This is a genomic window from Natronomonas salina, assembly GCF_013391105.1.
GTDB classification, from domain to species: domain Archaea; phylum Halobacteriota; class Halobacteria; order Halobacteriales; family Haloarculaceae; genus Natronomonas; species Natronomonas salina.
The window spans coordinates 2,308,297-2,332,492 of sequence record NZ_CP058335.1 but is presented as its reverse complement, the minus strand read 5'-3'; the positions used below and the strand labels follow the sequence as shown (position 1 = coordinate 2,332,492).

General features: G+C 71.2%; 25 protein-coding genes. 10 read left to right on the top strand and 15 right to left on the bottom strand.

The annotated features are described in order from the left end of the window. The first annotated feature begins 30 nt into the window (after positions 1-30). The gene (locus HWV07_RS12185; RefSeq protein ID WP_178334563.1) at positions 31-480 is read left to right on the top strand and encodes a peroxiredoxin; all 450 of its coding nucleotides are present in this window, start codon (positions 31-33) and stop codon (positions 478-480) included. A 52-nt stretch (positions 481-532) separates the two neighbouring features. Continuing rightward, positions 533-976: a peroxiredoxin gene (locus tag HWV07_RS12180; RefSeq protein ID WP_178334562.1), complete on the top strand. Its 444-nt coding sequence runs from the start codon at positions 533-535 to the stop codon at positions 974-976. On the opposite strand, the gene HWV07_RS12175 is transcribed toward HWV07_RS12180, so the two are convergent. From HWV07_RS12175 to leuS, 5 genes are all read right to left on the bottom strand, one after another. Beyond that, entirely contained in the window at positions 973-1,443 is a 471-nt protein-coding gene (locus HWV07_RS12175; protein WP_178334561.1) for a hypothetical protein, read from the bottom strand. The genes HWV07_RS12180 and HWV07_RS12175 overlap by 4 nt on opposite strands. A 40-nt stretch (positions 1,444-1,483) precedes the next feature. Next, positions 1,484-3,256, bottom strand: coding sequence for a phosphate ABC transporter permease PstA (gene pstA / locus HWV07_RS19810; protein ID WP_178334560.1), 1,773 nt, complete (start codon positions 3,254-3,256; stop codon positions 1,484-1,486). A gap of 1 nt (position 3,257) precedes the next feature. Next, positions 3,258-4,220: a phosphate ABC transporter permease subunit PstC gene (gene pstC / locus HWV07_RS12165; RefSeq protein ID WP_178334559.1), complete on the bottom strand. Its 963-nt coding sequence runs from the start codon at positions 4,218-4,220 to the stop codon at positions 3,258-3,260. Between the two features lie 55 nt (positions 4,221-4,275). Further along, positions 4,276-5,274, bottom strand: a complete 999-nt coding sequence (locus HWV07_RS12160; RefSeq protein ID WP_178334558.1) for a PstS family phosphate ABC transporter substrate-binding protein — start codon at positions 5,272-5,274, stop codon at positions 4,276-4,278. A gap of 130 nt (positions 5,275-5,404) precedes the next feature. Continuing rightward, positions 5,405-8,071 carry a leucine--tRNA ligase gene (leuS, locus tag HWV07_RS12155; RefSeq protein ID WP_178334557.1) on the bottom strand — a complete coding sequence of 889 codons (2,667 nt, stop codon included), beginning with the start codon at positions 8,069-8,071 and terminating at the stop codon, positions 5,405-5,407. 115 nt (positions 8,072-8,186) lie between these two features. Here leuS and HWV07_RS12150 point away from each other — a divergent pair, with 115 nt between their 5' ends. Next, positions 8,187-8,390, top strand: a complete 204-nt coding sequence (locus HWV07_RS12150; RefSeq protein ID WP_178334556.1) for a DUF7535 family protein — start codon at positions 8,187-8,189, stop codon at positions 8,388-8,390. Positions 8,391-8,427: 37 nt separating this feature from the next. On the opposite strand, the gene HWV07_RS12145 is transcribed toward HWV07_RS12150, so the two are convergent. Then, on the bottom strand, positions 8,428-9,423 hold the full coding sequence (locus tag HWV07_RS12145; RefSeq protein ID WP_178334555.1) for an ornithine cyclodeaminase family protein: 996 nt from the start codon (positions 9,421-9,423) through the stop codon (positions 8,428-8,430). A gap of 287 nt (positions 9,424-9,710) precedes the next feature. Between HWV07_RS12145 and HWV07_RS12140 the strand changes: the two genes are divergently transcribed. Next, on the top strand, positions 9,711-10,277 hold the full coding sequence (locus tag HWV07_RS12140; RefSeq protein ID WP_178334554.1) for a DUF7344 domain-containing protein: 567 nt from the start codon (positions 9,711-9,713) through the stop codon (positions 10,275-10,277). Positions 10,278-10,289: 12 nt separating this feature from the next. Here HWV07_RS12140 and HWV07_RS12135 read toward each other — a convergent pair whose 3' ends face one another. Next, a complete protein-coding gene (locus tag HWV07_RS12135) occupies positions 10,290-11,285 on the bottom strand; it encodes a DUF5784 family protein (RefSeq protein WP_178334553.1) in 996 nt (331 codons plus the stop codon). Between the two features lie 181 nt (positions 11,286-11,466). Between HWV07_RS12135 and HWV07_RS12130 the strand changes: the two genes are divergently transcribed. Then, positions 11,467-11,640, top strand: coding sequence for a DUF5786 family protein (locus tag HWV07_RS12130; RefSeq protein WP_246279760.1), 174 nt, complete (start codon positions 11,467-11,469; stop codon positions 11,638-11,640). Positions 11,641-11,760: 120 nt separating this feature from the next. Here HWV07_RS12130 and HWV07_RS12125 read toward each other — a convergent pair whose 3' ends face one another. After that, on the bottom strand, positions 11,761-12,648 hold the full coding sequence (locus HWV07_RS12125; protein WP_178334552.1) for an NAD(P)H-binding protein: 888 nt from the start codon (positions 12,646-12,648) through the stop codon (positions 11,761-11,763). Between the two features lie 251 nt (positions 12,649-12,899). Here HWV07_RS12125 and HWV07_RS12120 point away from each other — a divergent pair, with 251 nt between their 5' ends. Further along, positions 12,900-13,151 carry a DUF8015 family protein gene (locus HWV07_RS12120; RefSeq protein WP_178334551.1) on the top strand — a complete coding sequence of 84 codons (252 nt, stop codon included), beginning with the start codon at positions 12,900-12,902 and terminating at the stop codon, positions 13,149-13,151. 38 nt (positions 13,152-13,189) lie between these two features. Continuing rightward, positions 13,190-13,396 carry a DUF7561 family protein gene (locus HWV07_RS12115; RefSeq protein ID WP_178334550.1) on the top strand — a complete coding sequence of 69 codons (207 nt, stop codon included), beginning with the start codon at positions 13,190-13,192 and terminating at the stop codon, positions 13,394-13,396. Positions 13,397-13,444: 48 nt separating this feature from the next. Here HWV07_RS12115 and HWV07_RS12110 read toward each other — a convergent pair whose 3' ends face one another. Further along, entirely contained in the window at positions 13,445-14,545 is a 1,101-nt protein-coding gene (locus HWV07_RS12110; protein WP_178334549.1) for a DoxX family protein, read from the bottom strand. Between the two features lie 102 nt (positions 14,546-14,647). Here HWV07_RS12110 and HWV07_RS12105 point away from each other — a divergent pair, with 102 nt between their 5' ends. Both HWV07_RS12105 and HWV07_RS12100 read left to right on the top strand, forming a co-directional pair. After that, complete coding sequence (locus HWV07_RS12105) at positions 14,648-14,953, top strand: hypothetical protein (protein ID WP_178334548.1); 306 nt, start codon at positions 14,648-14,650, stop codon at positions 14,951-14,953. A gap of 68 nt (positions 14,954-15,021) precedes the next feature. After that, positions 15,022-16,791 carry a helicase C-terminal domain-containing protein gene (locus tag HWV07_RS12100; RefSeq protein WP_178334547.1) on the top strand — a complete coding sequence of 590 codons (1,770 nt, stop codon included), beginning with the start codon at positions 15,022-15,024 and terminating at the stop codon, positions 16,789-16,791. Between the two features lie 110 nt (positions 16,792-16,901). Here HWV07_RS12100 and HWV07_RS12095 read toward each other — a convergent pair whose 3' ends face one another. From HWV07_RS12095 to HWV07_RS12075, 5 genes are all read right to left on the bottom strand, one after another. Next, positions 16,902-18,113, bottom strand: coding sequence for a metal-dependent hydrolase family protein (locus tag HWV07_RS12095; RefSeq protein WP_178334546.1), 1,212 nt, complete (start codon positions 18,111-18,113; stop codon positions 16,902-16,904). 53 nt (positions 18,114-18,166) lie between these two features. Next, positions 18,167-19,285 carry a class I SAM-dependent methyltransferase gene (locus HWV07_RS12090; protein WP_178334545.1) on the bottom strand — a complete coding sequence of 373 codons (1,119 nt, stop codon included), beginning with the start codon at positions 19,283-19,285 and terminating at the stop codon, positions 18,167-18,169. Next, positions 19,278-20,408 (bottom strand): 60S ribosomal export protein NMD3, encoded by a 1,131-nt coding sequence (locus HWV07_RS12085; protein ID WP_178334544.1) that lies wholly within the window; start codon positions 20,406-20,408, stop codon positions 19,278-19,280. The genes HWV07_RS12090 and HWV07_RS12085 overlap by 8 nt, the downstream gene beginning before the upstream one ends. A gap of 67 nt (positions 20,409-20,475) precedes the next feature. Beyond that, a complete protein-coding gene (locus HWV07_RS12080) occupies positions 20,476-20,706 on the bottom strand; it encodes a hypothetical protein (protein WP_178334543.1) in 231 nt (76 codons plus the stop codon). Further along, on the bottom strand, positions 20,703-20,951 hold the full coding sequence (locus tag HWV07_RS12075) for a hypothetical protein (protein WP_178334542.1): 249 nt from the start codon (positions 20,949-20,951) through the stop codon (positions 20,703-20,705). The genes HWV07_RS12080 and HWV07_RS12075 overlap by 4 nt, the downstream gene beginning before the upstream one ends. Before the next feature lie 251 nt (positions 20,952-21,202). Here HWV07_RS12075 and ggt point away from each other — a divergent pair, with 251 nt between their 5' ends. After that, complete coding sequence (ggt, locus tag HWV07_RS12070) at positions 21,203-22,825, top strand: gamma-glutamyltransferase (protein WP_178334541.1); 1,623 nt, start codon at positions 21,203-21,205, stop codon at positions 22,823-22,825. Here ggt and HWV07_RS12065 read toward each other — a convergent pair. Further along, on the bottom strand, positions 22,822-24,135 hold the full coding sequence (locus tag HWV07_RS12065; RefSeq protein ID WP_178334540.1) for a PGF-CTERM sorting domain-containing protein: 1,314 nt from the start codon (positions 24,133-24,135) through the stop codon (positions 22,822-22,824). The genes ggt and HWV07_RS12065 overlap by 4 nt on opposite strands. Positions 24,136-24,196 lie beyond the last annotated feature (61 nt).

Genomic DNA, 24,196 nt, shown 5'->3' with positions numbered 1-24,196 from the left:
ACTGATGCCCCTCGCGGACGAACGTCGGGTATGCTCGAAGCAGGCGACCCCGCACCCGACGTTTCGGCACCGAACCAGGACGGCGAGACGGTCTCCCCGGACTTCGAGGAGCCGACGGTCCTCTACTTCTACGTCGAGGACGGCACCCCCGGCTGCGCGACGCAGGCCGACCAGTTCACCCGGGAGGCCGACACCTACGACGACGCCGAGGTGACCGTCTACGGCGTCTCGACGGACGACGTCGACTCCCACCGCGAGTTCGCCGACGAACACGACGTCCCGTACGACCTGCTGGCCGATCCCGACGGCGACCTCTGTGCGGCCTTCGGCGTCGACCGCGACGACCAGGGGCGGGCCGAGCGGACCACCTTCGTCCTCGCGGACGGCGAGGTGAAGGCGGCCTACGCCGGCGTCTCCGCCGACGGCCACGCCCGCGACGTCCTGCTGGACATGATGGACGACGGCCTGGCGGCGCTGTAGCGGCGCGGTCCACCCGCGTTGGATTGATGTGGCCGGCCGCGGCACCTGCGACATGGCACTCGAGGCGGGCGACCCGGCCCCGGACGTACAGGCGGCGAACCAGCACGGCGAGACCGTCTCGCCGGAGTTCGCGGAGCCCACCGTCGTCTACTTCTACCCGCGCGACGGCACGCCGGGCTGTACGCTGGAGGCCCGGGAGTTCGAGGCCGACATCGAGTCGTTCCGCCAGACCGGCGTCGCGGTCTACGGCGTCTCGACCGACGACGTCGACTCCCACCGCGAGTTCGCCGACGAGGAAGGGCTCTCGTTCGACCTGCTGGCGGACCCGGACGGCGACGTGGCCGAGGCGTTCGGTCTCGAGGTCCAGGACGACTTCGTCGACCGCATCACCTTCGTCCTCGCGGGCGGCGAGGTCCAGGCCGTCGTCGACGCCGACACGATGCAGCCCGAGGGCCACGCGGCGGACGTCCTCGCCGCGGTCGAGTCGCTCGACTAGAGACGGTTCGCGATCCGGTCGGCCGCCGTGCCGACGGCGTTCCGCCAGTCGTCGGGTAACTCCCCACCCCGCTTCGGCGGGTCGACGTCGAGGGTCAGGGCGTGGTAGCCGACGTCTGCGAAGGTCTCGGCGGCCAGGTCGCCGACGAATTCGGCGTTCTTCCGCTTCGAGGCGACGCCACCGGACTGGAGGTCGTAGTACCGGGTGAAAAGCTGGACGACGCAGACGTCCCCGCCGATTTCGCCGGCGTCGAGATGCCGGAACAGCGTCACCGTGTTGTCGGCGGGGTCGGCCCGGCGCCACTCGAGTTCGACGAGCGTCAGCGCGGCGTCCTCTCCGTCGCCCTCCCCGGCCACGTCGACCGGCGTCCGCCCGACGTAGCGTTCGGTGGTCCAGGTCAGCGATGGCAGCCGCGCTGCGAGTGCGGCCTCGAGCGCTCCGGCTACCCGTGCTGCGTCACTGCCCACGAGCTCGCTCTCGGGCGAGCCGGGAGAAAAGTCTACCCCCTCAGCCGTCGGACCGCTCGTAGCGGTTCCGGACGAGGATGGCGGTGGCGTTCAGCCCGATCAGGACGACCAGCAGCGTGACGACGCCGGCCGCGACGACGCCGTAGCGGAAGTCCTGCTGCGGGAGGGCCGCCCACGCGTAGATCTGCATGGGCATCGCGCTGGTTCGGGCGAGGAGCCCCTCTGGCGGCGCAAAGACGGTCGTCGGCGCGCCGATCATGATGAGCGGCGCGGTCTCGCCGATGGCCCGGCCCAGCGAGAGGATGGTGCCGGTGAGGATGCCGGGCAGCGACTCCGGGAGGACGACGTTCTTGGTGGTCTGCCAGCGCGTCGCGCCGAGGCCGTAGGAGGCCTGCCGCATGTCGTCGGGCACCGACCGGATGGCCTCCTGGGCGGAGATGATGACGATGGGCAGGATGAGCAGCGACAGCGTGACCGCGGCGACGACGACGGTCCCGAAGCCGAGGCCTAGCAGGTTGACGAACAGGCCGAGGCCGAGCAGGCCGTAGACGACCGACGGGACGCCCGCGAGGTTCGAGATGTTGATCTGGATCAGCCGGGTGACCGTCGCCAGCGGGCCGGTGTCGGGGGTGTAGTCCTCGAGGAAGACGGCGGTGCCGACGCCGAGGGCGAACGACAGCAGGGCGACGATGGTGATGATGAAGATCGACCCGACGATGGCGGGGTAGAGGCCGGCGTCGTCGGCGATGGTGGTCGACGGGGGATTGGTGACGTACGACCAGTCGAGCCACGGGCTCGGCCCCGTCGCGGCCAGCAGGTCGACCAGGACCGTCCCGGCGAGCGCGCCGGCGACGAGGACCACGGGGAACAGCAGGCCGACGCTGCCACGGCCGTGGGACAGGACGCGGTCGATCTGGAGGCCGACCGGGACGGCCACCGTGAGCAGCAGCAGGACGACGGCCGCCCGGGAGAGGCCGACCATCCCCGAGACGTAGCCGAGCGTCGTGACGACGGCGACGAGGCCGACGGCGACGGCCGCGGCGGACCGCTCCCCGCGGCGGCGCCACACCAGCGCGGCGACGGCGACGGCGACCGGGACGCCGAGCGTCAGCGCGTAGATGAGCCACTGTCTCGGGTAGACGACGAGGAACTCGCGGAGGACGAACCCGGCGGCGGCGCCGAGCAGGGCGACCGGGACCGCCAGGTACGTGAGCGGTCGGGACGCGCGGACGCGACCGGCGGCGTAGATGGCGGCCGCCGGCGCGATGCCGAGCGTGAACACGAGGAACCAGCGGTAGACGTCGGCGATGACGAACACCGAGGTGACGGCGACCGCCAGGCCGAGGCCGCCGGCCACCCGGCCCAGGAGGCCGATGCCGACGGCGCCGGCGGGTCGCTGGTAGGCGGCGTAGCCGACGTAGCCGGTGACGGGGACGAGGACGCCGAAGATGTACGCCAGCGGCCACGAGAGCCGCGGGACGCCCATCCCGAGGGCCTCGAGGCCCCGGAACAGCGCGAAGAAGCCGACGAGGCCGCCGACGAGCGCGAGGCCGGACTGCCGCGTCACCCGGGGGTCGTCGGCGGCGTACAGCAGGAAGCCGACGGCCGGGAACGCGAACGCGGCGACGTACGCGAGCAGCCAGGCGTCGTCCGCGTTCCAGAGGCCAAAGGCGTCGATGGTGACGTAGACGAGCAGCAGGGCGAGCGCGAGGATGCCGACGACCGACGCGCCCAGCGAGAGGTACTCGAAGAGCAGCCCCCGCAGCTGGCTCACCTCGCCGAAGTCGTCGCGAGAGGTGGTCTCGGTCGCCATCTCAGTACTCCTCCCGGTAGCGTTCCGCGATGATGTCGCTCAGGATGTTCATGACCAGTGTGATCACGAACAGTGTCAGTCCGATCGCGAACAGGCTGTCGTAGGCGAGGGTCCCGCCCGTCAGGTCGCTCTGGCCGATCTGGACCATCGCGACGGTCATCGTCTGCCCTGGCTCGAGGAGCACGTCGCCGGGGTGCAGGAACGGCAGCCCGAAGAGGCCCTCCCGGACCGGCGGCAGGCGGGCCTGCGCGCCCATCGCGACGACGACGATCATCGTCTCGCCGATGGCCCGCGAGATGGCCAGGATGTACGAGGAGGCGATGCCGGAGACGGCGGCGGGGACGACGATGCCGGTCGAGACCTCGTACTTGGTGGCGCCGAGGCCGTAGCCGGCCTGCCGGAGGTCGTCGGGCACCGAGCTCATCGCGTCCTCGCTGATCGACGACACCATCGGGATGATCATGATGCCGACCATCAGCGACGCCGACAGCGCGTTGAACGTGCTGATCGAGGGGAACAGCGTCGCCCGCAGCAGCGGCGTCACGTAGACGAGCGCGAAGTAGCCGTAGACGACGGTCGGCACGCCGGCCAGGATCTCCAGCATCGGCTTCAGGATCGACCGCATCCGCGGGGTGGCGTACTCCGAGAGGTAGATGGCGGTCAGCGTCCCGATGGGCAGCGCGACCAGCGCCGAGGTGAGCGTGACGACGAGCGTCCCGAAGACCAGCGGGACGACGCCGAAGACGCCGTTCCGCGCGCTCCAGTCGTAGCCGGTCAGGAACTCGACGATGGAGTACTCGGCGAAGAAGGAGCTGGCGTCGACGAACAGCGTCAGCACGATGGCGACGGTCGTCAGCACGGACGCCAGCGCGCAGGCCGCGAAGAGCCCGCCGTAGGTGCCCTCGCGGAGCTCCCGCCAGCGGTTCGAGCGTTGCAGGTCGGGGGCGTCGGAGGCGCCGCTCACGCGGTCTCACCCCGGCCGCGTCGGTGCGTCTCGGTCCGTCGATGTGTGGGTTCCATCACTGCTGTACCTCCTCGATCGCTTTCTCGACCGTGTCGCGCTGTTCGGCCTGCTGTTCGTCGTTCAGGGGAACGTAGCCGATTGCGTCGGCGACGAGCTCCTGGCGGCCGGACTGCTCGACGACGAACCGGGCGAACTCGGCGACCGGCTCCCTGGCGAGGGCGTCCTTCGCCGCGTAGGTGAACAGCGGCCGGGACAGCGGCGTGTACTCGCCGGCCGCGGCCGCGTCCAGCGAGGGGCCGACGCAGCCGCCGCCCTCGTGGTCCACCTGCAGGGCCGTCACCTGCTCGGGGTTGCTGTAGTAGTACGAGAAGCCGAAGTACCCCATCGCGTACTGGTTGCCCGTGACGCCGGTGACGATGTCGTTGTCCCGCTCGGTCGCCTGGTAGTCGCTCGTGTGGGCGCCCTCCTCGCCGTTGATGGCCATCGAGAAGTAGTCGAAGGTCCCGGAGGTCTCGGCGGCGCCGTACCGCTGGATCTCGGCGTCCGGCCAGTCGTCGCGAACCTGGCTCCAGCGAGACACGGCGTCGGGGCCCCAGATCTGCTGGAGCTCCTCGACGGTGACGCAGTCGACGAAGCCCGCCTCGTTGTTCACGATGACGGTGAGCGCGTCCGTCGCGACCCGGATCTCCACCGGCTCGACGCGGTTGCTGGCGCAGAGCTCCTCCTCCTCCGGCTGGATCTCGCGGCTGGCGTTGTTGAAGTCGGTGTCGCCGACGCAGAAGAAGTTCGAGAAGCCGCCGCCGCTGCCCGTCCGGCTGATGTCGATGCTGACGTCGGGGTGTTCCCGCCGGAACTCCTCGGCCATCGCGGACATCAGCGGGAAGACGGTACTGCTGCCGGCTATGGCGATCGATCCCGAGAGCCCGTCGCCGACGTCGCCGTCGACGCGCGTGAGGCACCCGGAGAGCGCGCCGCCGGCGAGCCCGGCTCCGGCCAGGAGCACGTCCCGGCGACTGCTCGCCCCGGTGCCCGTCCCGGTCGAGTCCGCTGTCATCGTCCGGGGAGAACGAACCGACGGGTAAGAAGGATACTATGTTATCTATATATCTCCCTGTAGTTCTATAGCAGTACGGAGACGTACGGCGCGCTACTGATGCGCACGGTGGCGGGTCGCCGTCGGGCCGTCACTCGCTGATGTCGATGGCCGGGCGGCTCGGCTGGGCCTTCGCGGCGACGTCGTCGGGGGCCTCCTCGGCGGTCAGCACGCGCACGTCCGCGTCGAACTCGCGCTCGACGAGCCAGGCGGCGGCCTCCAGGGCCTCGTACTCGGTCTCGGGGTCGAGCACCGGCTGCAGGGCCTCCCGTTCCTCCTGGAGGTCCTGGCCGTACGAGGCGGCGTCGTCGCCGTGGCGCTTGATGGCGTCGTGCTGCATCAGCTCGCCGATGAGGTTCGGCGCGTCGCTCTCCACGGCGATGCCGTGGGCCTCGTACTTCCACTCGGGCGTGACGACGATGTCGATGCGCTCGGGGTCCTCGATGCCGGCGACGTCGACGATCTGGCGGACGTCCTCGCGGGTGTTCTCGACGAGCCGTCGGCGGCGCGCGACGACGTCGCGGTCGGCGTCGGTCGCCGGCCACTCGGCGTCGACGACGAACCCGTCGCGGTCGAGTTCGTCCCACAGCTCCTCGCAGATGTGCGGGGCGACCGGCGAGAGCAGCGTCACCGCCACCTCGAGACCGCGCTCGAAGGTGTCGGGGTCGACGGCGGCGTACTCGCGGTACTGCCGGAGCGTGTTGACGAGACCCTGGGCCTCCCGGACGGCGGCGTTGAACGTCAGGTCGTCGTACTCCTCGGTGGTGACGGCGACGGCGGCGTCGATCTCGCTCTCGACGTAGCCCGCGACCGCGGCGTCGGCGTCGTCCGGCGCCTCGCTCGCGAGGTCGCCGCTCGCGAACGACTCGACGGTCTCCTTCAGCCGGGTCAGGAACTGGTAGGCCGAGCGGACGCCCTTGTCGGACCAGTCGAAGTCCCGCTCGGGCTGGGCGGCCTGCATCATGAACAGCCGCGCGGTGTCGGCGCCGTACTCCTCGACGATGGCCTGCGGGGAGACGACGTTGCCCTTCGACTTCGACATCTTCTCGCCCTCCAGCTGGACCATCCCCTGGGCCAGCAGGTTCGTGAACGGCTCGCGGTGCTCGAGCCCCTCGTGGTCGGCCAGCGTCTTCGTGACGAACCGCGAGTACAGCAGGTGCATCACGGCGTGCTCGATGCCGCCGACGTACTGGTCGACGGGCATCCAGTCGTTGGCGCGCTCGAGGTCGAACGGCGCGTCCTCGAGCCCCGGCGAGACGTACCGCAGGAAGTACCACGAGGAGTCGACGAAGGTGTCCATCGTGTCCGTCTCGCGGGTCGCGTCGCCGCCGCACTCCGGACACGTCGTCTGCTTCCACTCCTCGGCCTCGTCCAGCGGATTGCCGGTCGTGTTGATGAACTCCGGCAGCTCGACCGGCAGGTCTTCTTCGGGGACGAGGACGGGCCCGCAGTCGTCGCAGTGGACGACCGGGATGGGCGTCCCCCAGTAGCGCTGCCGGGAGATGCCCCAGTCGCGCAGCCGGTACTGGGTGTGGTGGGCGGCGCCGTCGAGGTCCTCGGTCAGGCGCTCCCGGGCGGTCTCGCTGTCCAGGCCGCTGTACTCCCCGGAGTTCACGAGGACGCCGTCCTCGGTGTAGGCCCTCTCGCTGACGTCGGGAGCTTCCGGCTCGCCGCCGTCCTCGGGTTCGGGCGCGACGACCGGTTCGATGGGGGCGCCCATCTTCTCGGCGAAGGCGTGGTCGCGGTCGTCGTGGCCGGGGACGCCCATCAGCGCGCCGGTGCCGACGTCGGAGAGGACGAAGTCGGCGACGAAGACCGGGACCTCCTCGCCCGTCGCGGGGTTGGTGGCGGTGAGGTCCGTCTCGACGCCGTTGGGCTCGTCGCCGTCGGGGTCGGCCTCGTGGTGGACGAACTCGTGGACGGCGTCGTCGGTCTCGAGGAGGTCCTCGGCGATGGGGTGGTCCGGCGCCAGCGCGAAGAAGGTCGCGCCGAAGATGGTGTCCAGGCGGGTGGTGAACGCCTCGACGTCGCCGTAGCCCGCTATTTCGAAGTTCACGCGGGAACCGTACTGGCGGCCGATCCAGTTTCGCTGCATCTGGCGGACGGAGTCGGGCCAGCCCTCGAGGTCGTCGATGTCCTCGACCAGCTCGTCGGCGTACTCGGTGATCTTCAGGAACCACTGCTCGAGGTCGCGCTGCTCGACGGGCGTGCCGCAGCGCCAGCAGAGCTCGTCGTCGCCCTCGACCTGCTCGTCGGCCAGGACGGTCTCGCAGGACGGACACCAGTTGACCTCGGCGTCGCGGCGCTCCGCGAGGTCCTCCTCGACGAACCGCCGGAAGAGCCACTGGTTCCACCGGTAGTACTCGGGCGTGCACGTGGTGACCTCCCGCTCCCAGTCGTAGCCGAAGCCCATCGACTCCATCTGGCCCTTCATCGTCTCGATGCAGTCGAAGGTCCAGTCGCGGGGGTTGGTGTCCCGCTCCTTGGCGGCGTTCTCCGCCGGGAGGCCGAAGGCGTCCCACCCCATCGGGTGGAGGACGTCGTCGCCGCGGAGCCGCCGGTATCGGGCGTAGGCGTCCGTAATGGTGTAGTTGCGGACGTGGCCCATGTGGAGCTGGCCGGACGGGTAGGGGTACATCCCGAGGACGTACGTCGGGTCCTCGACGTCGTCGGGCGTCCGGTACGCGGAGGCGTCGTCCCACGCCTCCTGCCACCGCCGTTCGACCGCCGTGTGGTCGTAGCCGTCGTCGTCGTGCATAGAGAGAAGTTACCCGGACCTTCCGGGGGTTCGGCCCTTAAGCTTTCCATCCGACAGACGCCGTCCCTGCGAGGCCACGCCAAGGTTCAAACGTCTGGACGAACATACCCCCAATATGGCGAATGACAGTCCGCTGAAGCGAGTGTTCCGGCCGTTCGAGGATTCGACGGGGGGATCGAACGACGAACTCGGCAACCCCTGGATCGCGGGCGCGGCAGTGGTGCTGCTCCTGCTGGTCCCGCTGCTCCCGTTCTTCCTCGTGGCCTGGAGCATCTCCCGGACGCTCCGCGGCGTCCGCGAGCGGGTCTCCTGGGAGTAGGTCGCGGCCGACGGCCCCGGATGTTCGCCCTCCGTAGCTACCGCAGCCGCGTGTCGACCAGCTCGAACGGCGTGCCGTTGTCCTTCTCGTTCGCGCGCTCGTAGACGACGTGAGCCGCGGCGACGTCCTGGATGGCCAGGCCCGTCGAGTCGAAGACGGTGACGCCGTCCTCGGCGGTCCGACCGGACTTCTCGCCGGCGACGATCTCGCCGAGTTCGCCGTAGAGGTCGGCGTCGGTGAGGACGTTCTGGCTCCAGGGGACGTTGATCTCCCCGGAGTGGGTGCACTGCTCGTAGTCGTCGATGACGAGTTTGGCGTCCGTGACGACGTCCCGGCCGAGTTCGTTCTTCCCGGGGGCGTCGGCGCCCATCGCGTTGACGTGGGTGCGCTCGCCGAGGTCGGCCGCCGAGACCAGCGGCGACTCGACGGGGGTGACCGTCGAGAGGATATCGCACGACGCTGCCTCCGCGATGGAGCCGGCGCGGACGTCGAACTCGTCGCCGAAGCGGTCGGCGAACGCCTCGATGGCGTCCTCGCGCTTGTCGGCGACGACGACGGTCTCGATGTCCCGGACGACGCCGATCGCCTCCAGTTGCGTGTACGACTGGACGCCCGCGCCGACGATGCCCAGCGAGGTGGCGTCCTCGACCGCCAGGTGGTCGGTGGCGACGGCGGCGGCCGCGCCGGTCCGCTTGCGGGTGAGCGTCGTCCCGTCCATGATGGCCAGCGGGAAGGCGTTCCGCGGGTCCGAGTAGATCATCGTCCCCATGACCGTCGGGAGGTCGTACCGCTCGGGGTTGCCGGTGTGGACGTTCACCCACTTGATGCCGGCGGCGTCCCAGTCGCCCGCGTCCATGTAGGCGGGCATCGACCGGAAGTCCCCGTCGTACTCGGGGAGGTCGATGTAGGACTTCGCGGGCATCTGTACGTCGCCGCGCTGGTAGGCGGCGAAGGCCTCCTCGACGGCGACGATCACCTCCGCCATCCGGGCGTTCCCGCCCACGTCGTCGCGGTTCAACAGCAGCGTCTCCATACGGCAAAACTTGCGCGAACCTACTTAGCTTCCCGCCCTCCCGGCTACGTCGCGCTCGCCGGGAACTGACCGGGAGGAGCAAAGTTCAAATAGCTGAGAATTAAACGACAAGCAAGAATGGTGGGAACTGACGAGCAGCGGTTCGGCACGTCGGGCGACCCGGCGCGGTCGGGACGGCAGTCGACGACGCGCCGACGGGCCGCGGGAGCGCACGCGACTGGTCGAGGTCAGGCTTTCCCCGGGGATTACATACACCGACCTCGAAGGATTCCTATCGAGGACAGACGATGACGGAAGGATCGACGGAGAGTGACGGCGAGGCCGGCGAGGACGGGGGCGTGACCCTGGACCTGGAGGACCCGGTGAAGCCGGAGTCCGTCTCCCTCGACGTCGTCTTCGACATCCTGAGCAACTCCCGGCGGCGGCTCATCCTGTCGCGACTCGAGGAGGTCGGCGGCGAGTCGACGACCAGCGACCTCGCCGAGTACATCGCCGCAATCGAGAACGACAAGCCGCAGTCCGACCTGACGTCCCAGGAGCGCAAGCGCGTCTACGTCGGCATCTACCAGACGCACCTGCCGAAGATGGACGACGCCGCCGTCGTCGACGTCGACGACCGCGGGGCGGTCACGCTCGGTCCGAACGCCGAGCCCGTCTACCAGTTCCTGGACACGAGCGACGACCCCGACGGGGAGTGGCCGAAGTACTACGCCGCGCACGCGGGCGCGAGCGCCGTCGCCCTGGTCGCCACCTGGCTGTTCCTCCAGTCGGCCGTCGCCGCGACGTTCGCGCTCTCGCTTTTCGCGCTCGCAGTCATCGTCGGATTGCACTTCCAGTCGTCCCGCGAGGAGTAGCCCGCTCCGCGCCTACGCCCACGTTATCGCGTCGCCCAGGTCGAACGGGAGCGCGCCGTACCGGTAGCCCTCGACGGTGCCGTCCGGGCGGGCGCGGAAGACGACGGTCGGCTCGTGGCCGACGCCCGGTTGCTCGCCCTTGACGGCGGCCCACTCGGCGTCGGTGAAGGAGGTGCAGTCGACGAACAGCGCCGCCTCGGGGTGTTTGGCCAGCTGGTCGGTCCGTTTCGCGCCGCCGGTCTCGACGACGGCGGCCACGGGGTGGTCGGCGTGGGAGCGCCGCGCGGGCGGCTCCGGCCGGGTCACCTCGACGAGGTGGCCGTCGACCGAGAAGTCGAGGGCGTGTCCGCTGTCCTGCTCGACCTCCGGCTCGAACGGGAGGCCGGCGTCGGCGAGGATCTTCGCGACGTTGAACTCGGCCATCGTCGCGCGCATCCGGCCGACGTCGTAGCCGGGGCTGGTCCCCAGCTTCGAGGCCATCGTGTAGCGGTGCTCGTCGAGGACGCCCGTCTCGAGGAGGTCCTCGTAGAACTGCAGGCCCTGCTCGCGGGTCGCGTCGGGGAAGCCGGCGGCGTCCTCCTCGAAGAACCGGCGGGTGGTGTCGCGGCCGTCCTTCGAGCAGAACACCGGCAGGAAGAACCACGTCACGTACCCGTAGTCGGCGAGCCAGGGGTCGGTCACCTCGAGGCGGGCGGTCAGCTCCCGCTGGGCCCACCGCGAGACGGCGTAGGGCGCCTCGGTGAACGTCTCCTTCTCGGTGCGCCACAGCGGTTCGGGGGTCTCGGTGTTGCCGAGCCAGTAGGCCCGCCCCGGGCGGAAGCAGAACAGCGCGAAGTCGCCGTTGTCCATCTCCAGGCGGACGGCGTCGTAGCGGTCGTCGCCGACGCGGAACCACGGGTCCTCCAGCCGGGCGCCGAAGGAGGCGTCCAGCGGTGCGAGGAGCTGTTCGCGGACGCGTTCGCGCGACCACGACTCGTCCGACCGGCGGAAGCGGAGGGGGCCTGCCACACCCGCCATACTCGGCCCCGTCGCTTACCGGTTACGCTCGACCGGACCGCGCGTCCACGTTCTGACCGCGGGGAGGCGACGGAATTCGACGAACGGGGAGCCGAACCGCGTTCTCCTCTTAAGTCGCCCACTATATCCCCCGACACATTGAATACGGAGAATTCGTAAGGGGTTGTATACCATGTCAATGGGTGCCTATGACGAAGACGAACACGAGCGGCGCGAGCAGAAGGCCTCCACGGTCGACGCGGCCTTCGACGACGAGCGGACGGACTACGAGGGCGAGATCGAGTACGACTCGGGGGACTCCGCGGAGGCGCTGCTCGACCAGTTCAAGCAGATGCAGTCCGAGTAGGTGACCGACCGACTTCTTCCGGCCGACCCTTCCTCGCCGAGTCGTTACTGACGAGCGCCGAACCCGCACGCGAGCGCCGCCAACCGCAGAACCGCCCGGCGACGGCGCTGTCGACGCCGACTACCGCCCGGCCCGGTCGCCCAGCGCCAGCCGGACCGCCTCGTCGAACGGCGTCGGGTCGACGTCGACGTGCTCTTCGATCCGCCGGTCGGTGACGACCACCGTGTTCCCCAGACCGTCGACGAGCGGCCGGGCGACGCTCAGCGGGACGTCGGTCAGGAGCCACAGCCAGCGGGCCGACAGCCGCGGACTCAACACGGGAACGGGGAGGACGACCGGCGGCCGGCGGTCGAGCGCCTCGGCGGTGCGCTCGAGCATCGCCTCGTAGGTGAGGACGTCCGGGCCGCCGATCTCGTAGGTCTCGCCGGCGGTCTCGGGGGTCTCGAGGACGCCGACCAGGTACGCCACCACGTCGTCGACGTAGATGGGCTGACACTCGGTGCGGACCCACTCCGGCGTCACCATGACCGGCAGCCGCGAGGCGAGCTGTTCGATCAGCTCGAAGCTGATCGAGCCCTCCCCGACGATTATCGCCGCCCGGAGCGTCGTCAGCTCGGCCTCGCCGGAGGCGAGGACGTGTTCGACCTCGCGGCGCGAGCGGAGGTGCGACGAGAGGGTGTCACCGTCGTCGCCGAGGCCGCCGAGGTAGACCACCCGCTCGACCCCGGCGGCGTCGGCCGCGTCGACGAACGTCCGGGCGGCGAGGCGGTCCCGCGCCGCGAAGTCGCCGCCGGCCCGCATCGAGTGGACCAGGTAGTAGGCGGCGTCGACGTCGGGGAACGACACCGGCGGCTCCAGCAGGTCGGCCTCGACGACCTCGACGCCCGGGGCCGCGTCGTAGCGGTCGGCGTCGCGGACGAGCGCGACGACGTCGTGGCCGCTGTCGCGGAGCGCCGGAACCAGTCGCCCACCGACGAATCCCGTCGCGCCCGTCACGAGCACGCGCATATCGACAGGATGGGGCGCCAGTTCCTTAATCCCGGGCGGCCGTCGAGACCGCATACTGGAAGCCTGTTATGATGTGTTGCTTGTTAGCACTCGAGAACGCCGTTCGACCGCGAAAAACCGCGGCCGACGTCACGCCGAACGGTGGTGGTCTATTCTCGAATAATACTCGAATATAACCTCTCGAATTTCCGACCGTTCGAGAGTAACGTTTTAGTCGGGGGAGATAGATAGCTAGAAACGAGGTGATGGACGTGTCGCAACGACAACCCAGTAGCGACGGCTTCGGCATCGTCCGTCCGACCCGACCGGACGAGGAGCAGTACGTCGGCGGGCCCCCGCTCTCTCGCTACGATCTCCTGCTCGCGGCGATCCCGCTGGGCCTGCTGGTGGGGTGGATCGTCGGCCGGTTCACGGGCGCGCCCCTCTGGGCGACGCTCGCGGCGGGCGCGCTGGTCGTGCTCCCGCTGCTCGCCGACGGACTGGCGGTCAACCCGCCGCAGTAGGTGCGACGGCTTTTGAGAGTCGGCCCCGTAACGGGGGTATGGCCCGCGAACCATGCGACGCCTGCGGCGAAGAGGTGCCGATCGGCGGCGGCATCTCCGGCTTCTGGTCCACGAACCCGCAGTCGACCGGCGGGATGACGCTGGCGTTCGACGACGGCAGCGAGTTCTTCCTCTGCTTCGACTGCCTCGCCGACCTCCCCGACGAGCCCGACGAGTCGGACGTCCGCGACCTGGTCTCGGAGTAGCGGGTACTCGCACGGCCGCGGGCCCCCTCGGCCATACAGGGCCCGGCCTCAGTCGTCGCCGGCGGCGGCCCGCTCGTCCGCCGTCCCGCTCGGTTTGGTCGCGCCGATGCGGTTGTCCAGCGCGTAGGGTCCGGCACCGGTGATGAGCAGCGCCGACGCGAGGCTGAACGCGCCGATGTGGGCGAGGACGGGGTCGTCCGGGAGGCCGAACAGCGTGAGCGTGAACACGCCCAGCGCCGACAGCGAGGCCATCCGGGTGAACGCGCCGAGCGCGATGGCGATCCCGAGGCCGAGTTCGGCGAAGCCGGCGCCGAGCACCCACAGCTCCGGCGAGATGGGGGCGATCTCGGCGAGTCGGTACTGCGCCACGACGCTGGTGGCCATCTCGGGGGCCAGCAGCTTCTCGAAGATCCCGAGGAAGGCGAACGAGACGCCCAGGCCCACGCGGACGACCGTCGGGACGAGCCGCTCGTAGGGCTCGACGACCCGGTTGAGCCAGGCGGCGGCGTCGTAGACCGGGTCGACTCGCCCGTAGAAGGTCCCCTCGGCGGCGGCGACCTCGGCGAGCGCGTCGTCGGCGCTCGGTCGGCCGCTGCCGACGAGCGCGACGGCGAGGAACCCGGGGATCCACTCCAGGGAGTAGACGAGCAGCGGTTCGGCGGCGAGCGTCAAGAGGTAGGCGACGAGTCCGACGAGCGCCGCGACGCGGGTCGCCAGCCCGAACAGGAGCGCGAACCCGAGGGCGATCTGGAACAGGCGGACGGCGCCGCCCGCGTCCGCGGGGACGACGACCGGGTTGAACAGGTAGCCCGCGAAGCCGGCGCCGACCAGGGGGAGGCCGAACCCCAGCCGGAGGAGCCACGGCAGCAGGTCGGCGTAGCCGGTCACGGTCTCGCGGAACACCTCGACGTCGCGACGGAAGGGCCGGACCCGCAGGTAGCCCGCGACGGCCGCGAGCACCCCGACCCCGCCGGCGCCGAGGACGGCGGCGTTCACCGGGTCGGTCAGCGCCGCCGCCAGGAACGCCATCCCGTCGCCGGCCTGGTCGGCGTCCGTCACGTACCTGACGTGGCCGGCGACGACGCCCGCCGCGGCGAGACAGCCGACCAGCGTCGCGATACCCACCCGGAGCGAGCGAACCGGTCCCATGGGGGGTCCTGCGGGGGCAGACAGGTAAATCCCCGGCCGGCCCGCGGCGCCCGAACATCTTCGCGCGAGGGTTCGAGGACCGGCGGTCCGAACACGCTGCCGATGACCGACAGGGAACTCGAACTCCGCGAGCTCGCCGGGCGGATCCGCGAGCGGGACGCCGTCGCGGACGCCTGGCTCGCGAAGAGCTTCACCGACCGGCTCCTCGTCGTCGACGTCCGGGCGGAGGCGACCCTGCCGACGGACCTGCGGGGCGACCTCGCGGACCGCGACCTCTTGGGGGCCAACGAGGTCTACGGGAACACTGCCGACGACCCCTCCTTCGCGGGCGACGTCGGCGACGGCGAGCGCCACCAGTTCGTCGACGTGCGGACGCGGGGGGACCACCGGTCGTACGTCTGCGAGTGACCGGCCCGCCGCCCCCGCCGTCGCCGAACAAGCGATGACTTTACTGCCCTGCCCTCGTTCGATTCGGTGTGGACCCGTCGCGTATCGTCGAGGAGTTCCCCGCGCCCTCGTTCCGGGGAGCACAGGAGCAGGCCCTCAGCGACATCCGCGACGCCTTCGAGGCGGGCAACGACGTCGTCCTGGTGCGCGCGCCGACCGGCAGCGGCAAGTCGCTGCTCGCCCGCGCCATCGCCGGCTGCGCCCGCCAGCCCGGCTCCTCGGACGGCTCCGACGACGAGGTCGCCGGCGTCCGGCCCGTCGGCGCCTACTACACGACGCCGCAGGTCTCCCAGCTCGACGACGTCGCGGGGGACGAACTGCTCGAGGACCTCAGCGTCATCCGCGGGAAGTCCAACTACTCCTGCATCCTCCCCGGCGAGACCTCGACGCCGGTGAACAAGGCCCCCTGCGCCCGCGAGCGCGGCTTCAACTGCCCGGTCAAGCACCGGTGTCCGTACTTCTCGGACCGGTCGATCGCGTCGAACCGGTCGATCGCCGCGATGACGCTCGCGTACTTCATGCAGACCGCCGGCAGCGACGTCTTCGGCAAGCGCGACGTCGTGGTCGTCGACGAGGCCCACGGGCTCGCCGAGTGGGCCGAGATGTACGCGGCCATCGAGCTGTCGCCGTCGAGCGTCCCGGTCTGGGACGGCTGCGAGCCCCCGGAGATCGACGGGCTTGGGGACGTCGAGGACTACGCCGAGCGGCTCCTCGGCACCTGCTCGCGCCGCCAGGAGGAGCTCCGCGGGGAGGTCGAACTCACGCCGTCGGAAGCCGAGGAGCGCGACCGCCTCGCGGAGCTCGTCCGCGACCTGAAGTGGTTCCTCGAGGACCTCCGGGACATCGAGAGCCCCACCACATGGGTCGCCGACCAGTCGGAGAACCTCGCCATCACGGTCAAGCCGCTGGACCCCGCCCGCTACCTCCACCACACGGTCTGGGACCGCGGCGAGAAGTTCGCGCTGCTGTCGGCGACCATCCTCAACAAGGACGCCTTCTGCCGCGGGGCGGGGCTGGATCCCGACACCGTCGCCCTGGTCGACGTCCCGCACACCTTCCCCGTCGAGAACCGGCCGCTGTACGACGTCACGCAGGGGAAGATGACCTACGAGGACCGCGACGAGACGCTGCCGAAGGTCGCCCGCACCGTCGTCCGGCTGATGGCGAAGCACCCCGACGAGAAGGGGCTGATCCACGCCCACTCCTACGCCATCGCCGACCGCCTCCACGAGCTGTTCGACGACTTCGGCGTTTCGGCGCGCATCCGGGGCCACGACCGCGAGAACCGCGACGCCGCGCTGTCCGGGTGGAAGCGCAGCGACGGGGCCGACGTCTTCGTCTCCGTGAAGATGGAGGAGGCCCTCGACCTGAAGGGCGACCTCTGCCGCTGGCAGGTGCTCTGCAAGGCGCCGTACCCGAACACGAACGACTCCCGGGTCGCCCAGCGGCTCGAGGACGACCAGTGGGGCTGGTACTACCGGACCGCCCTCCGGACGGTCATCCAGGCCTGCGGCCGCGTCGTCCGCGCGCCCGACGACTACGGCGCGACGTACCTCGCGGACTCGTCGCTGCTCGACCTCTTCGAGCGCTCCCGCCACGACATGCCGGAGTGGTTCGAGGAGCAGGTCGACCGCACGAGCCGCCCCGACCTGCCGCCGTTCGACCCCGACTCGGTCGCCGGCGACGGCTCGACGACGGAGCCCGCCTCGACCCGCACGGAGTCGCGCTCGTCGGCGAGCGCGCGCCGCTCCGGGTCCATCGACGACCACCCGCTGTCGGACGTCTGGGGCGACGGCTAGAGGAGGGTCGCCGCGGTGGCCACCATCCACATCACCATGAGGAAGGCGAACAGCAGCGCGATCGCTTTCTGTCGGTCCATGGCCGGCGTTTGTCGTTCCCCCGGTATAAGCTATCGGTCTGGAACGACGCGCTCGCCGGCCCTGTAGACGGTCTCGACGTCCCGCACGGCCTCGATGCCGTCCCGCGGGTCGCTCCCGAGGACGACGAAGTCGGCGTGGGCGCCGGGCGTCAGCGCCCCCACGTCGTCGGGGACCGTCCGCCCCGCGACGCCGGTCGCGGCCTCGACGGCCTCGACGGGCGAGAGGCCGATCTCCTCGACCAGCAGCTCCAGCTCCAGGGCGTTCTCGCCATGGGGGATCAGCTCCGGGCCCAGGAAGTCCGTCCCGGTCGCGACGGGGACGCCGGCCTCGTAGGCGCGCCGCGTCGACTCGACGTGCGCCTCGAACGCCTCCTCGGCCTTCCGGAGGCCGTACTCGGGGACGCCGTGGTCGGCGCCTTCCTCGACGATGCGGAACATGATGGCAAGCGTCGGCACGAGCGTCGCGTCGGTCTCCAGCAGGCGCTCGACGGCCGCGTCGTCGAGGTAGAAGCCGTGCTCGATGGTGTCGACGCCGTTGTCCAGGGCCGCCAGCACGCCCTCGGTGCCCTGGGCGTGACTGGCGACGGGGATGCCGACGCGGTCGGCCTCCTCGGTGAACGCCCGGATCTCGGCGTCGGTGTACTGCGCCTGGCCCGGGGAGTCCTTCTCGGAGAGCACGCCCCCGGTGGTCATGATCTTCAGGCAGTCGACGCCCTCGCGGATGCGCTTGCGGGCGGTCTTCCGGCACTCGTCGGGGCCGTCGGCCAGCTCGGAGATGCCGAGCCCGCCGCCGCGGGACCACTCGTACGGCAGGAAGTGGGCGTCCCCGTGGCCGCCGGTCTGGGAGATGGAGCGGCCGCTGGTGTAGATGCGCGGCCCCGGGACGTCGCCCGATTCGACGGCCTCCCGGAGCCCCAGGGCGACGGAACTGCCGAGGTCCCGGACGGCGGTGAATCCCGCCTCGAGCAGCCGCCGGCAGTCGGCCGTCGCGCGGGCGGCGCAGGCCGTCTCGTCGGCCAGCGCCCAGTCCCGCGGGTCCATCGTCCGCAGGCCCTGCATGTGAACGTGGGCGTCGACGAACCCGGGGACGACGACCGCCCCGGAGTGGTCGATCCGGTCGCCCTCGGTGTCGATCTCCTCCCGCGGGCCGGCCTCGACGATTGTGCCGTCCTCGACGCGGAACCTGGCGTCCTCCAGCACCCGGCCGTCGCCGTCGACGAGCGTGCCGCAGTCTACGTGCATGCTCCGGTGTGTGACGGCCACCCACAAAGGGGTTGCCGGGCGGGGGCGTTCGGTCAGTCCACCCGCGCGTCGACGACGCCGTGGACCACGCCGGCGCTGTGGGACTTCACGACGGTCGTCTCCAGGACCTCCACCTCTCGGCCGGCCTCGGCGGCCGCCGCTTCGAGCCGCTCGATCGGGCGCTCGGGGAACAGGTCCTCGGGCGTCGCCTCGTGGAGGTGGAGGGTGCCGCCGGGGACGAGCGCCGCCAGCGCGGCGTCCAGGTACTCGGAAGCGTCGTAGTAGCCCATCACCACCCGGTCGGCGGTCGTCTCGACGTCGCGGCAGTCCCCGAGGACCGCCCGGACGCGGTCGGAGACGCCGTTGAGCATCGCGTTCTCGACGAGCAGGCGGTAGGCCTCGGGGTTGATCTCGGCGGCGGTCACGTCGGCGCCCGCCCGCGCCATCGGCAGCGCGAAGTAGCCGACGCCGGCGAACATGTCGAAGACGCGCTCGCCCGGCTCGACGACCTCGCCCATCCGGACGCGCTCGGCCTCGTTGCCCGGCGAGAACATCACCCGCGAGAGGTCCAGCGCGTACTTCGTGCCGTGCTCGACGTGGACGGTCTCCGTCTCGCCGCTGCCGGCGACGACCTCGGCGGACGGCTCCCGCCGGGTCCCGGAGACGCCGCCGCGGGCGAGGACGGTGTCTGCCTCGCCGTGCAGATCCAGCAGGGCGTCGCCGACGGCCTCGCGGCGGTCGGCGGACAGCGCGCCCTCGGCGGAGACGTCCCCGAAGTCCGCGAGGACGACGCTGCCGACGACCGCCCAGGAGGCGGGCGCCGCGGCGATCTCGTCGTCGGTGAACCCGCGGCCGGCCAGCAGGTCCTCGAGGCCGCGCTCGCGGCGCGGTAGCTCGACGGCCCGGACCTCGTCGACGGTGGTCTCGGCGGGAGCGGCGACGACCGGGATCGCTACCCGGTCGCCCTCGTGCGGTCGGACGCTGCGCGTCGGGTCGTAGACACCCTCTTCGCGAAGCTCGTCGATGGTCGTCTCGGTCCGCGATTGCTCGACGATGGCGGCCAGTTCGGGGTCGTCGGGCCCGTTTCGCTCGCCCGCGTCGCTCGCGGCTCCTGCGTCACCGCTCGCCCGTTCCGAGGGCTCGCTTTGCTCGCCCTCGCTGCCCTCACTCATCGTCGGAGTCGTCGGGTAGCACGTGCAGCCCGTCGCGGTGCTTCAGGACGGGCACCTCGTCGGCGTCGGGGTCCATGTAGTCGGGTCGCGGGACGGTCTTCGACTCGAAGGTCTCGGGGTCGAGCACCTGGACGGCGCGGTCGTCCTCGACGGCGACGACCGTCGTGGGCTCGGCGTCCTCGCGCGTCCCGATCTTGCGGGCGTCCGGGTCGATGCCCTCCTCGAAGGACGCCTCGTAGCGCGCGCCGGTCTCCAGGCGCCGGCCCTTGAGGTTGCCGTGGGCGCTGGTCACCAGGACGGGGCCGTCGCCGTCGTCGAGGTCGATGACGTCGCCCGGCGTGAACGGCGGCAGGCGGGCGGTGAAGGTGACGCGGTAGACCTCGTTGCCGTCGCCGTCCTCGGTGACGAGTGTCGGGGCCTCCGAGACCGACCCGCCGAGCTCGCGGACGACGTGGTTGGCGACGCCCTGGCCGAGCTGGTTCGTCGAGATCTTCATGTCGACGCCGTCCTTCGTCCGGTTCGTCTCGGTGATGAACGCGTCGCGGTCGCCGGTCGCCTCGCGCTCGGCGACGTAGGACTCCGCGATCTCGACGGCGCGGTCGTTCTCCGCCTCGGTCGGCGTCCGGTCGGTCCCCCGCACCTGGACGATGGAGGCGTAGTAGTCGCCGGCGATGCGGCCGCAGCGGTCGCAGGTCTCCCGGGAGACGTAGACGGGGACCGTCACCTCCTCCTGCAGCGGGGTGTCGCGGATGAACCCGGTGAACAGGCAGTGCATCCGGATGGTGTTCTGGTCGACCTGCTCGGGCTCGACGCCCCAATCGACGTCGCGGGCGTCGACGTGGACCGCCAGCCGGTCGGCGGTCTCCTCGACGGCGATGTCGGTGTAGTCGCGGGCGCCGACGTCGACCCAGCGGTTGCCGCGGTGGACGGCGCCGCACCGGCTGCACACGCGGACCTCGATGCGGTCCGGCGCGTCGACGAGGTCGAAGTCCTCGAAGTAGCAGGCGTCGCAGAGCACGGCGTCCGGGTCCTGCTGTCCGCCGGGGAGGTCGGCGTCCGCCGGCCGCTCGACGGGGTCGCCGCAGCGCGGGCAGAACTCCCCCGAGCGGGAACTGGAACTCATTGGCGGTCGTAGATGGCGGAGGCGTTTAAACGGCGCGGGAGCGCCGCGGCGAGCCCCCGTCTGCGCGTCACTCCGGCCACGTCCGACCCGTGTTCAGCCGGTAGAGCCGGACGGCGAGCTGCCCCACCGCGACGGCCGCGACGGCCTCCGTCGGACGCAGCGCCGCCCCGCCGACCTGGACGGCCGGCACGGCCACGAGCGCCTGGACGACGGCCACCACCGCGAGCGTCGACAGCGGGACGGCGGCGGCCAGCAGCACCGCGCCGACGCGGACCAGGAGGGCGTCCAGGAGGCTCATCGGAACTCCACCGTCCCCCAGGGGACGCGCTCGCCGGTCTTGGTGTCCAGCAGCTCCCAGTACTCGGGGTCGACGTCGTGCAGCGACGCGCAGGTCGCACACCAGATGTGGCTGTTCGTCGGCTCCCAGTCGCAGTGGCGGTTCGGGCAGCGCCACCGCCAGCGGGCCGTCGGGTCGTCGCTGTCGACGACGACCTGCTGAGCGTCCCGATCGCTGCTACCGTCGGTTGCCACTCGAAGGTCCATATAGATACGCAGGGGAGGAAGCGTAATCAATCGCTTTCGAGGCCGCGGTGAAACTGGACACTTCGACGGAACTGCCGGAGGGCGGCGGGGTCTACCGGAAGTCGCTACCGCTCGCGGACCGGCGCGCGGCTTGTCCGAACCCTGCCGAACCGGTCTATTCGCTGTCGTTTCCGATTCGTCGACGGGGGAGCGGAAGTGGAGCGGCCCGCCGGAGCCGTGGTTCCTATACCGCCGGGGTCCGCAGGCCGGGTATGGAGAACCCCTCAGTCGACGAGTTCGGGTCGCGGCGCTCGACCGTCTACGGACCGAACGGGGCCGTCGCGACGAGCCAGCCGCTGGCCGCCCAGGCCGGCCTGCGGACGCTGCAGGACGGCGGCAACGCCTTCGACGCGGCCGTGGCGACCGCCGCGACGCTGAACGTCACCGAGCCCACCTCGACGGGCCTCGGCGGCGACGTGTTCATGCTCTACCGCAGCGCCGACGGCGAGGTCGGCGCGATGCGCGCCTGCGGGAGCGCACCGTCGAACGCCACCCGGGAGAACGTCCGCGAGGCCGTCGCCGACGAGCAGGGCGTCGAACCCGAGGCGGCCGAGATGCCGCAGACCGGCCCCCACGCGGTCACGGTGCCGGGGACCGCCCGCGGCTGGGAGGCCACCGTCGAGGAGTTCGGCCGGCTCTCGCTGGCGGACGTCCTCGAACCCGCTATCGGCTACGCCACGGAGGGGTACCCGGTGACCGAGGTCATCGCGAGCGCCTGGGAACACGGCGAGGAGCTCTTCGAGTCCGAGCACGCCCGCGAGCACTACCTGGTCGACGGCGAACGGGCGCCGCGGCCGGGCGAGACGGTTCGGCTGGAGAACCTCGGGGAGACGATGCGGGCCATCGCCGAGGAAGGCGCCGACGTCGTCTACGAGGGCCACGTCGCCGAGGCCATCGCCGAGGAGGTCCAGGCGGCGGGCGGCTTCCTGACCGTCGACGACCTCGCGGACTTCGAGGTCGAGTACCCCGAGCCCGTGTCGACGACCTACGGGGACGCGGAGGTCTACGAGCTCCCACCGAACAACCAGGGGCTCATCGCGCTGGAGGCGCTGAACATCGCCGAGGAGCTCGGCGCTCGCGAGCATCCGGCCGGATCCGCCGCGCGGGTCCACTACCTCGCGGAGGCGATGAAGCTCGCCTTCCACGACGGCCACCGCTACATCACCGACCCCGACTTCGAGGAGATCCCGCCGCTGGCCTCCGAGGCGTGGGCGGAGCAGCGCGCCGCGAACGTCGGCGAGACGGCCTCGGACGTCAGCTTCGGTGTGCCGGATGCACACGCCGAGGACGCCGACACCGTCCTGCTGTGCGTCGGGGACGGCGAGGGCAACGTCGTCTCCTACATCAACTCCCGCTTCGCCGGGTTCGGCAGCGGCCTCGTCGCCGGCGACACCGGGATCGCCCTGCAGAACCGCGGGGCCTCCTTCTCGCTGGACGACGACCACCCGAACCGCCTGGAGCCGGGGAAGAAGCCCTTCCACACGCTCATCCCGGGGCTCCTGAAGCGCGGCGCGGACGACTGGTCGGCCTTCGGCGTCATGGGCGGGTACATGCAGCCGCAGGGGCACCTCCAGACGCTCGTCGGGATGCTCGACGACGGCCAGACGCTGCAGGAAGCCCTCGACAGCCCGCGGTGGCGCTACCGCGAGGACGGCCGCCTCGCCGTCGAGGCGCGGATGCCGACCGCGGTCCAGAACGGCCTCCTCCGGCGCGGCCACGACCTCGAGGTCCTCTCGCCCGGGATGTTCGGCGGCGCGCAGGTCGTCCGCAACGAGGACGGCACGCTGTCGGGCGCGACGGAACCCAGAAAGGACGGCACCGTGGCGAACTTCTAGGCTCGCCGCCGAGCCAGGAGGGCGGTGGCCAGCAGCGCCACGACGCCGAGACCGACGCCGAAGCCGGGCTGGTCCTCCTCGGGGCTGGCGTCGCTGGCCGTCGAAGCGTCCGTCGCCGTCCCGGTCGGCGTGGCGGTCGCGGTGTCCATCGGCGTCGGTGTCGGCGACGCCAGCGGGTCGCGTATCTCGAGGTCGCTGGCGTCGATGGTCGTCCACGACCCGGCGTAGAACCGCTCGTCGGCGCCGACCTCCCGGGCCGGTTTCACGACGAGCTCCTCGGCGGAGCCACGGAGCCGGACCGAGACGTGGGTCTCGGCGCTCGGCGGCACGGCCGACCAGCCGAGGCGGTCGCCGTCCTCGTTGACGACGCGGACCTCGCCGCCGTGCGAGAGGTTCGCGGTGGCGTTGACGGCCGTCCAGTTGTTCACCACGGTCACGGACACGTTCGTCACCGTCGCCTCGGGTTCCCGGACGGTCCCCTCGTAGCTGTCGACGACCTCGCCGTCGTGGAGCAGCTCGAGGGTGTAGTCGGTCCCGGGCTCGACGTCGCGGAGGTCGAGCGTGACGCCCGGCTTCTCGGCCCACTCCACCGGCCCGACCGCGTCGGTCACCTCGCGGCCGTCCTCGAGGGTGATCCGCGCGACGTGGCGCTCCTCGGGCTCGACGTTGACCGTCACCGAGCGCCGCACCTCCTCGGGCGGCAGCGGCGCGAACCAGTTCGTCGAGCCGGTGTTGAACTCGCTGGGGGTCGTGTACAGGTCGACCGCGGGGCCGTCGGCGGCCGTCTCGTCGAGGTCGTAGCCGAAGGTGAACGCGTAGCGCTCGTCGTCGCGGAGGGGTTCCGGCTCGCCGTCGTCATCGCCGGCGCGCTCGAAGGTGAGCCCGCCGGTGTCGGCGAGGACGTAGACGGTCGACCCGTTGCGGTGAACCGTCGCGTTCTCGGGGCCGAGACGGGTTCGCTTCGCGGCGCGGTCGGAGGCCGGGTCGGCCTGGACGACCCGGAGGTCGGCCTCGCCGTCCAGGGCCGCGAAGAACCGCTCGGTCGTCGACCCGCTGCGGTTCTCGAGGTCGCTCGCGAGGCGGTCGGACTCGACGACGACGCCGAGGCCGTCGCCGGCGACGAGTTTCTCCGCCGGCGCGGCGGAGCCGTCCGCGACGGCCGCCTCGAGGTCGGCCGCGTCGTCGACGTCGTCGGCGGCCTGATACAGCGACACGTCGCCGTCGGCGGCCGCGGCCGGCGCGGTACCGACCGCGAGCCCGACGCAGACCAGGCAGAGCAGCGCGGCGAAGTGGGGAGTCGGGGCCCGCATGGTCTTCCCTTCGAGGAAACCGGTAAGTGCTTTGTGTCCCCGCGAGGATTCGCCGACCCGC

What these genes read in the sequence shown, in the direction of transcription:
- HWV07_RS12185 (WP_178334563.1), top strand. Translation starts at nt 31, where the DNA reads ATGCTCGAAGCAGGCGACCCCGCACCCGACGTTTCGGCACCGAACCAG.
- HWV07_RS12180 (WP_178334562.1), top strand. Translation starts at nt 533, where the DNA reads ATGGCACTCGAGGCGGGCGACCCGGCCCCGGACGTACAGGCGGCGAAC.
- pstA (WP_178334560.1), bottom strand. Translation starts at nt 3,256, where the DNA reads ATGGCGACCGAGACCACCTCTCGCGACGACTTCGGCGAGGTGAGCCAG.
- HWV07_RS12160 (WP_178334558.1), bottom strand. Translation starts at nt 5,274, where the DNA reads ATGACAGCGGACTCGACCGGGACGGGCACCGGGGCGAGCAGTCGCCGG.
- leuS (WP_178334557.1), bottom strand. Translation starts at nt 8,071, where the DNA reads ATGCACGACGACGACGGCTACGACCACACGGCGGTCGAACGGCGGTGG.
- HWV07_RS12150 (WP_178334556.1), top strand. Translation starts at nt 8,187, where the DNA reads ATGGCGAATGACAGTCCGCTGAAGCGAGTGTTCCGGCCGTTCGAGGAT.
- HWV07_RS12145 (WP_178334555.1), bottom strand. Translation starts at nt 9,423, where the DNA reads ATGGAGACGCTGCTGTTGAACCGCGACGACGTGGGCGGGAACGCCCGG.
- HWV07_RS12140 (WP_178334554.1), top strand. Translation starts at nt 9,711, where the DNA reads ATGACGGAAGGATCGACGGAGAGTGACGGCGAGGCCGGCGAGGACGGG.
- HWV07_RS12130 (WP_246279760.1), top strand. Translation starts at nt 11,467, where the DNA reads ATGTCAATGGGTGCCTATGACGAAGACGAACACGAGCGGCGCGAGCAG.
- HWV07_RS12125 (WP_178334552.1), bottom strand. Translation starts at nt 12,648, where the DNA reads ATGCGCGTGCTCGTGACGGGCGCGACGGGATTCGTCGGTGGGCGACTG.
- HWV07_RS12115 (WP_178334550.1), top strand. Translation starts at nt 13,190, where the DNA reads ATGGCCCGCGAACCATGCGACGCCTGCGGCGAAGAGGTGCCGATCGGC.
- HWV07_RS12110 (WP_178334549.1), bottom strand. Translation starts at nt 14,545, where the DNA reads ATGGGACCGGTTCGCTCGCTCCGGGTGGGTATCGCGACGCTGGTCGGC.
- HWV07_RS12105 (WP_178334548.1), top strand. Translation starts at nt 14,648, where the DNA reads ATGACCGACAGGGAACTCGAACTCCGCGAGCTCGCCGGGCGGATCCGC.
- HWV07_RS12095 (WP_178334546.1), bottom strand. Translation starts at nt 18,113, where the DNA reads ATGCACGTAGACTGCGGCACGCTCGTCGACGGCGACGGCCGGGTGCTG.
- HWV07_RS12090 (WP_178334545.1), bottom strand. Translation starts at nt 19,285, where the DNA reads ATGAGTGAGGGCAGCGAGGGCGAGCAAAGCGAGCCCTCGGAACGGGCG.
- HWV07_RS12085 (WP_178334544.1), bottom strand. Translation starts at nt 20,408, where the DNA reads ATGAGTTCCAGTTCCCGCTCGGGGGAGTTCTGCCCGCGCTGCGGCGAC.
- HWV07_RS12080 (WP_178334543.1), bottom strand. Translation starts at nt 20,706, where the DNA reads ATGAGCCTCCTGGACGCCCTCCTGGTCCGCGTCGGCGCGGTGCTGCTG.
- HWV07_RS12075 (WP_178334542.1), bottom strand. Translation starts at nt 20,951, where the DNA reads ATGGACCTTCGAGTGGCAACCGACGGTAGCAGCGATCGGGACGCTCAG.
- ggt (WP_178334541.1), top strand. Translation starts at nt 21,203, where the DNA reads ATGGAGAACCCCTCAGTCGACGAGTTCGGGTCGCGGCGCTCGACCGTC.
- HWV07_RS12065 (WP_178334540.1), bottom strand. Translation starts at nt 24,135, where the DNA reads ATGCGGGCCCCGACTCCCCACTTCGCCGCGCTGCTCTGCCTGGTCTGC.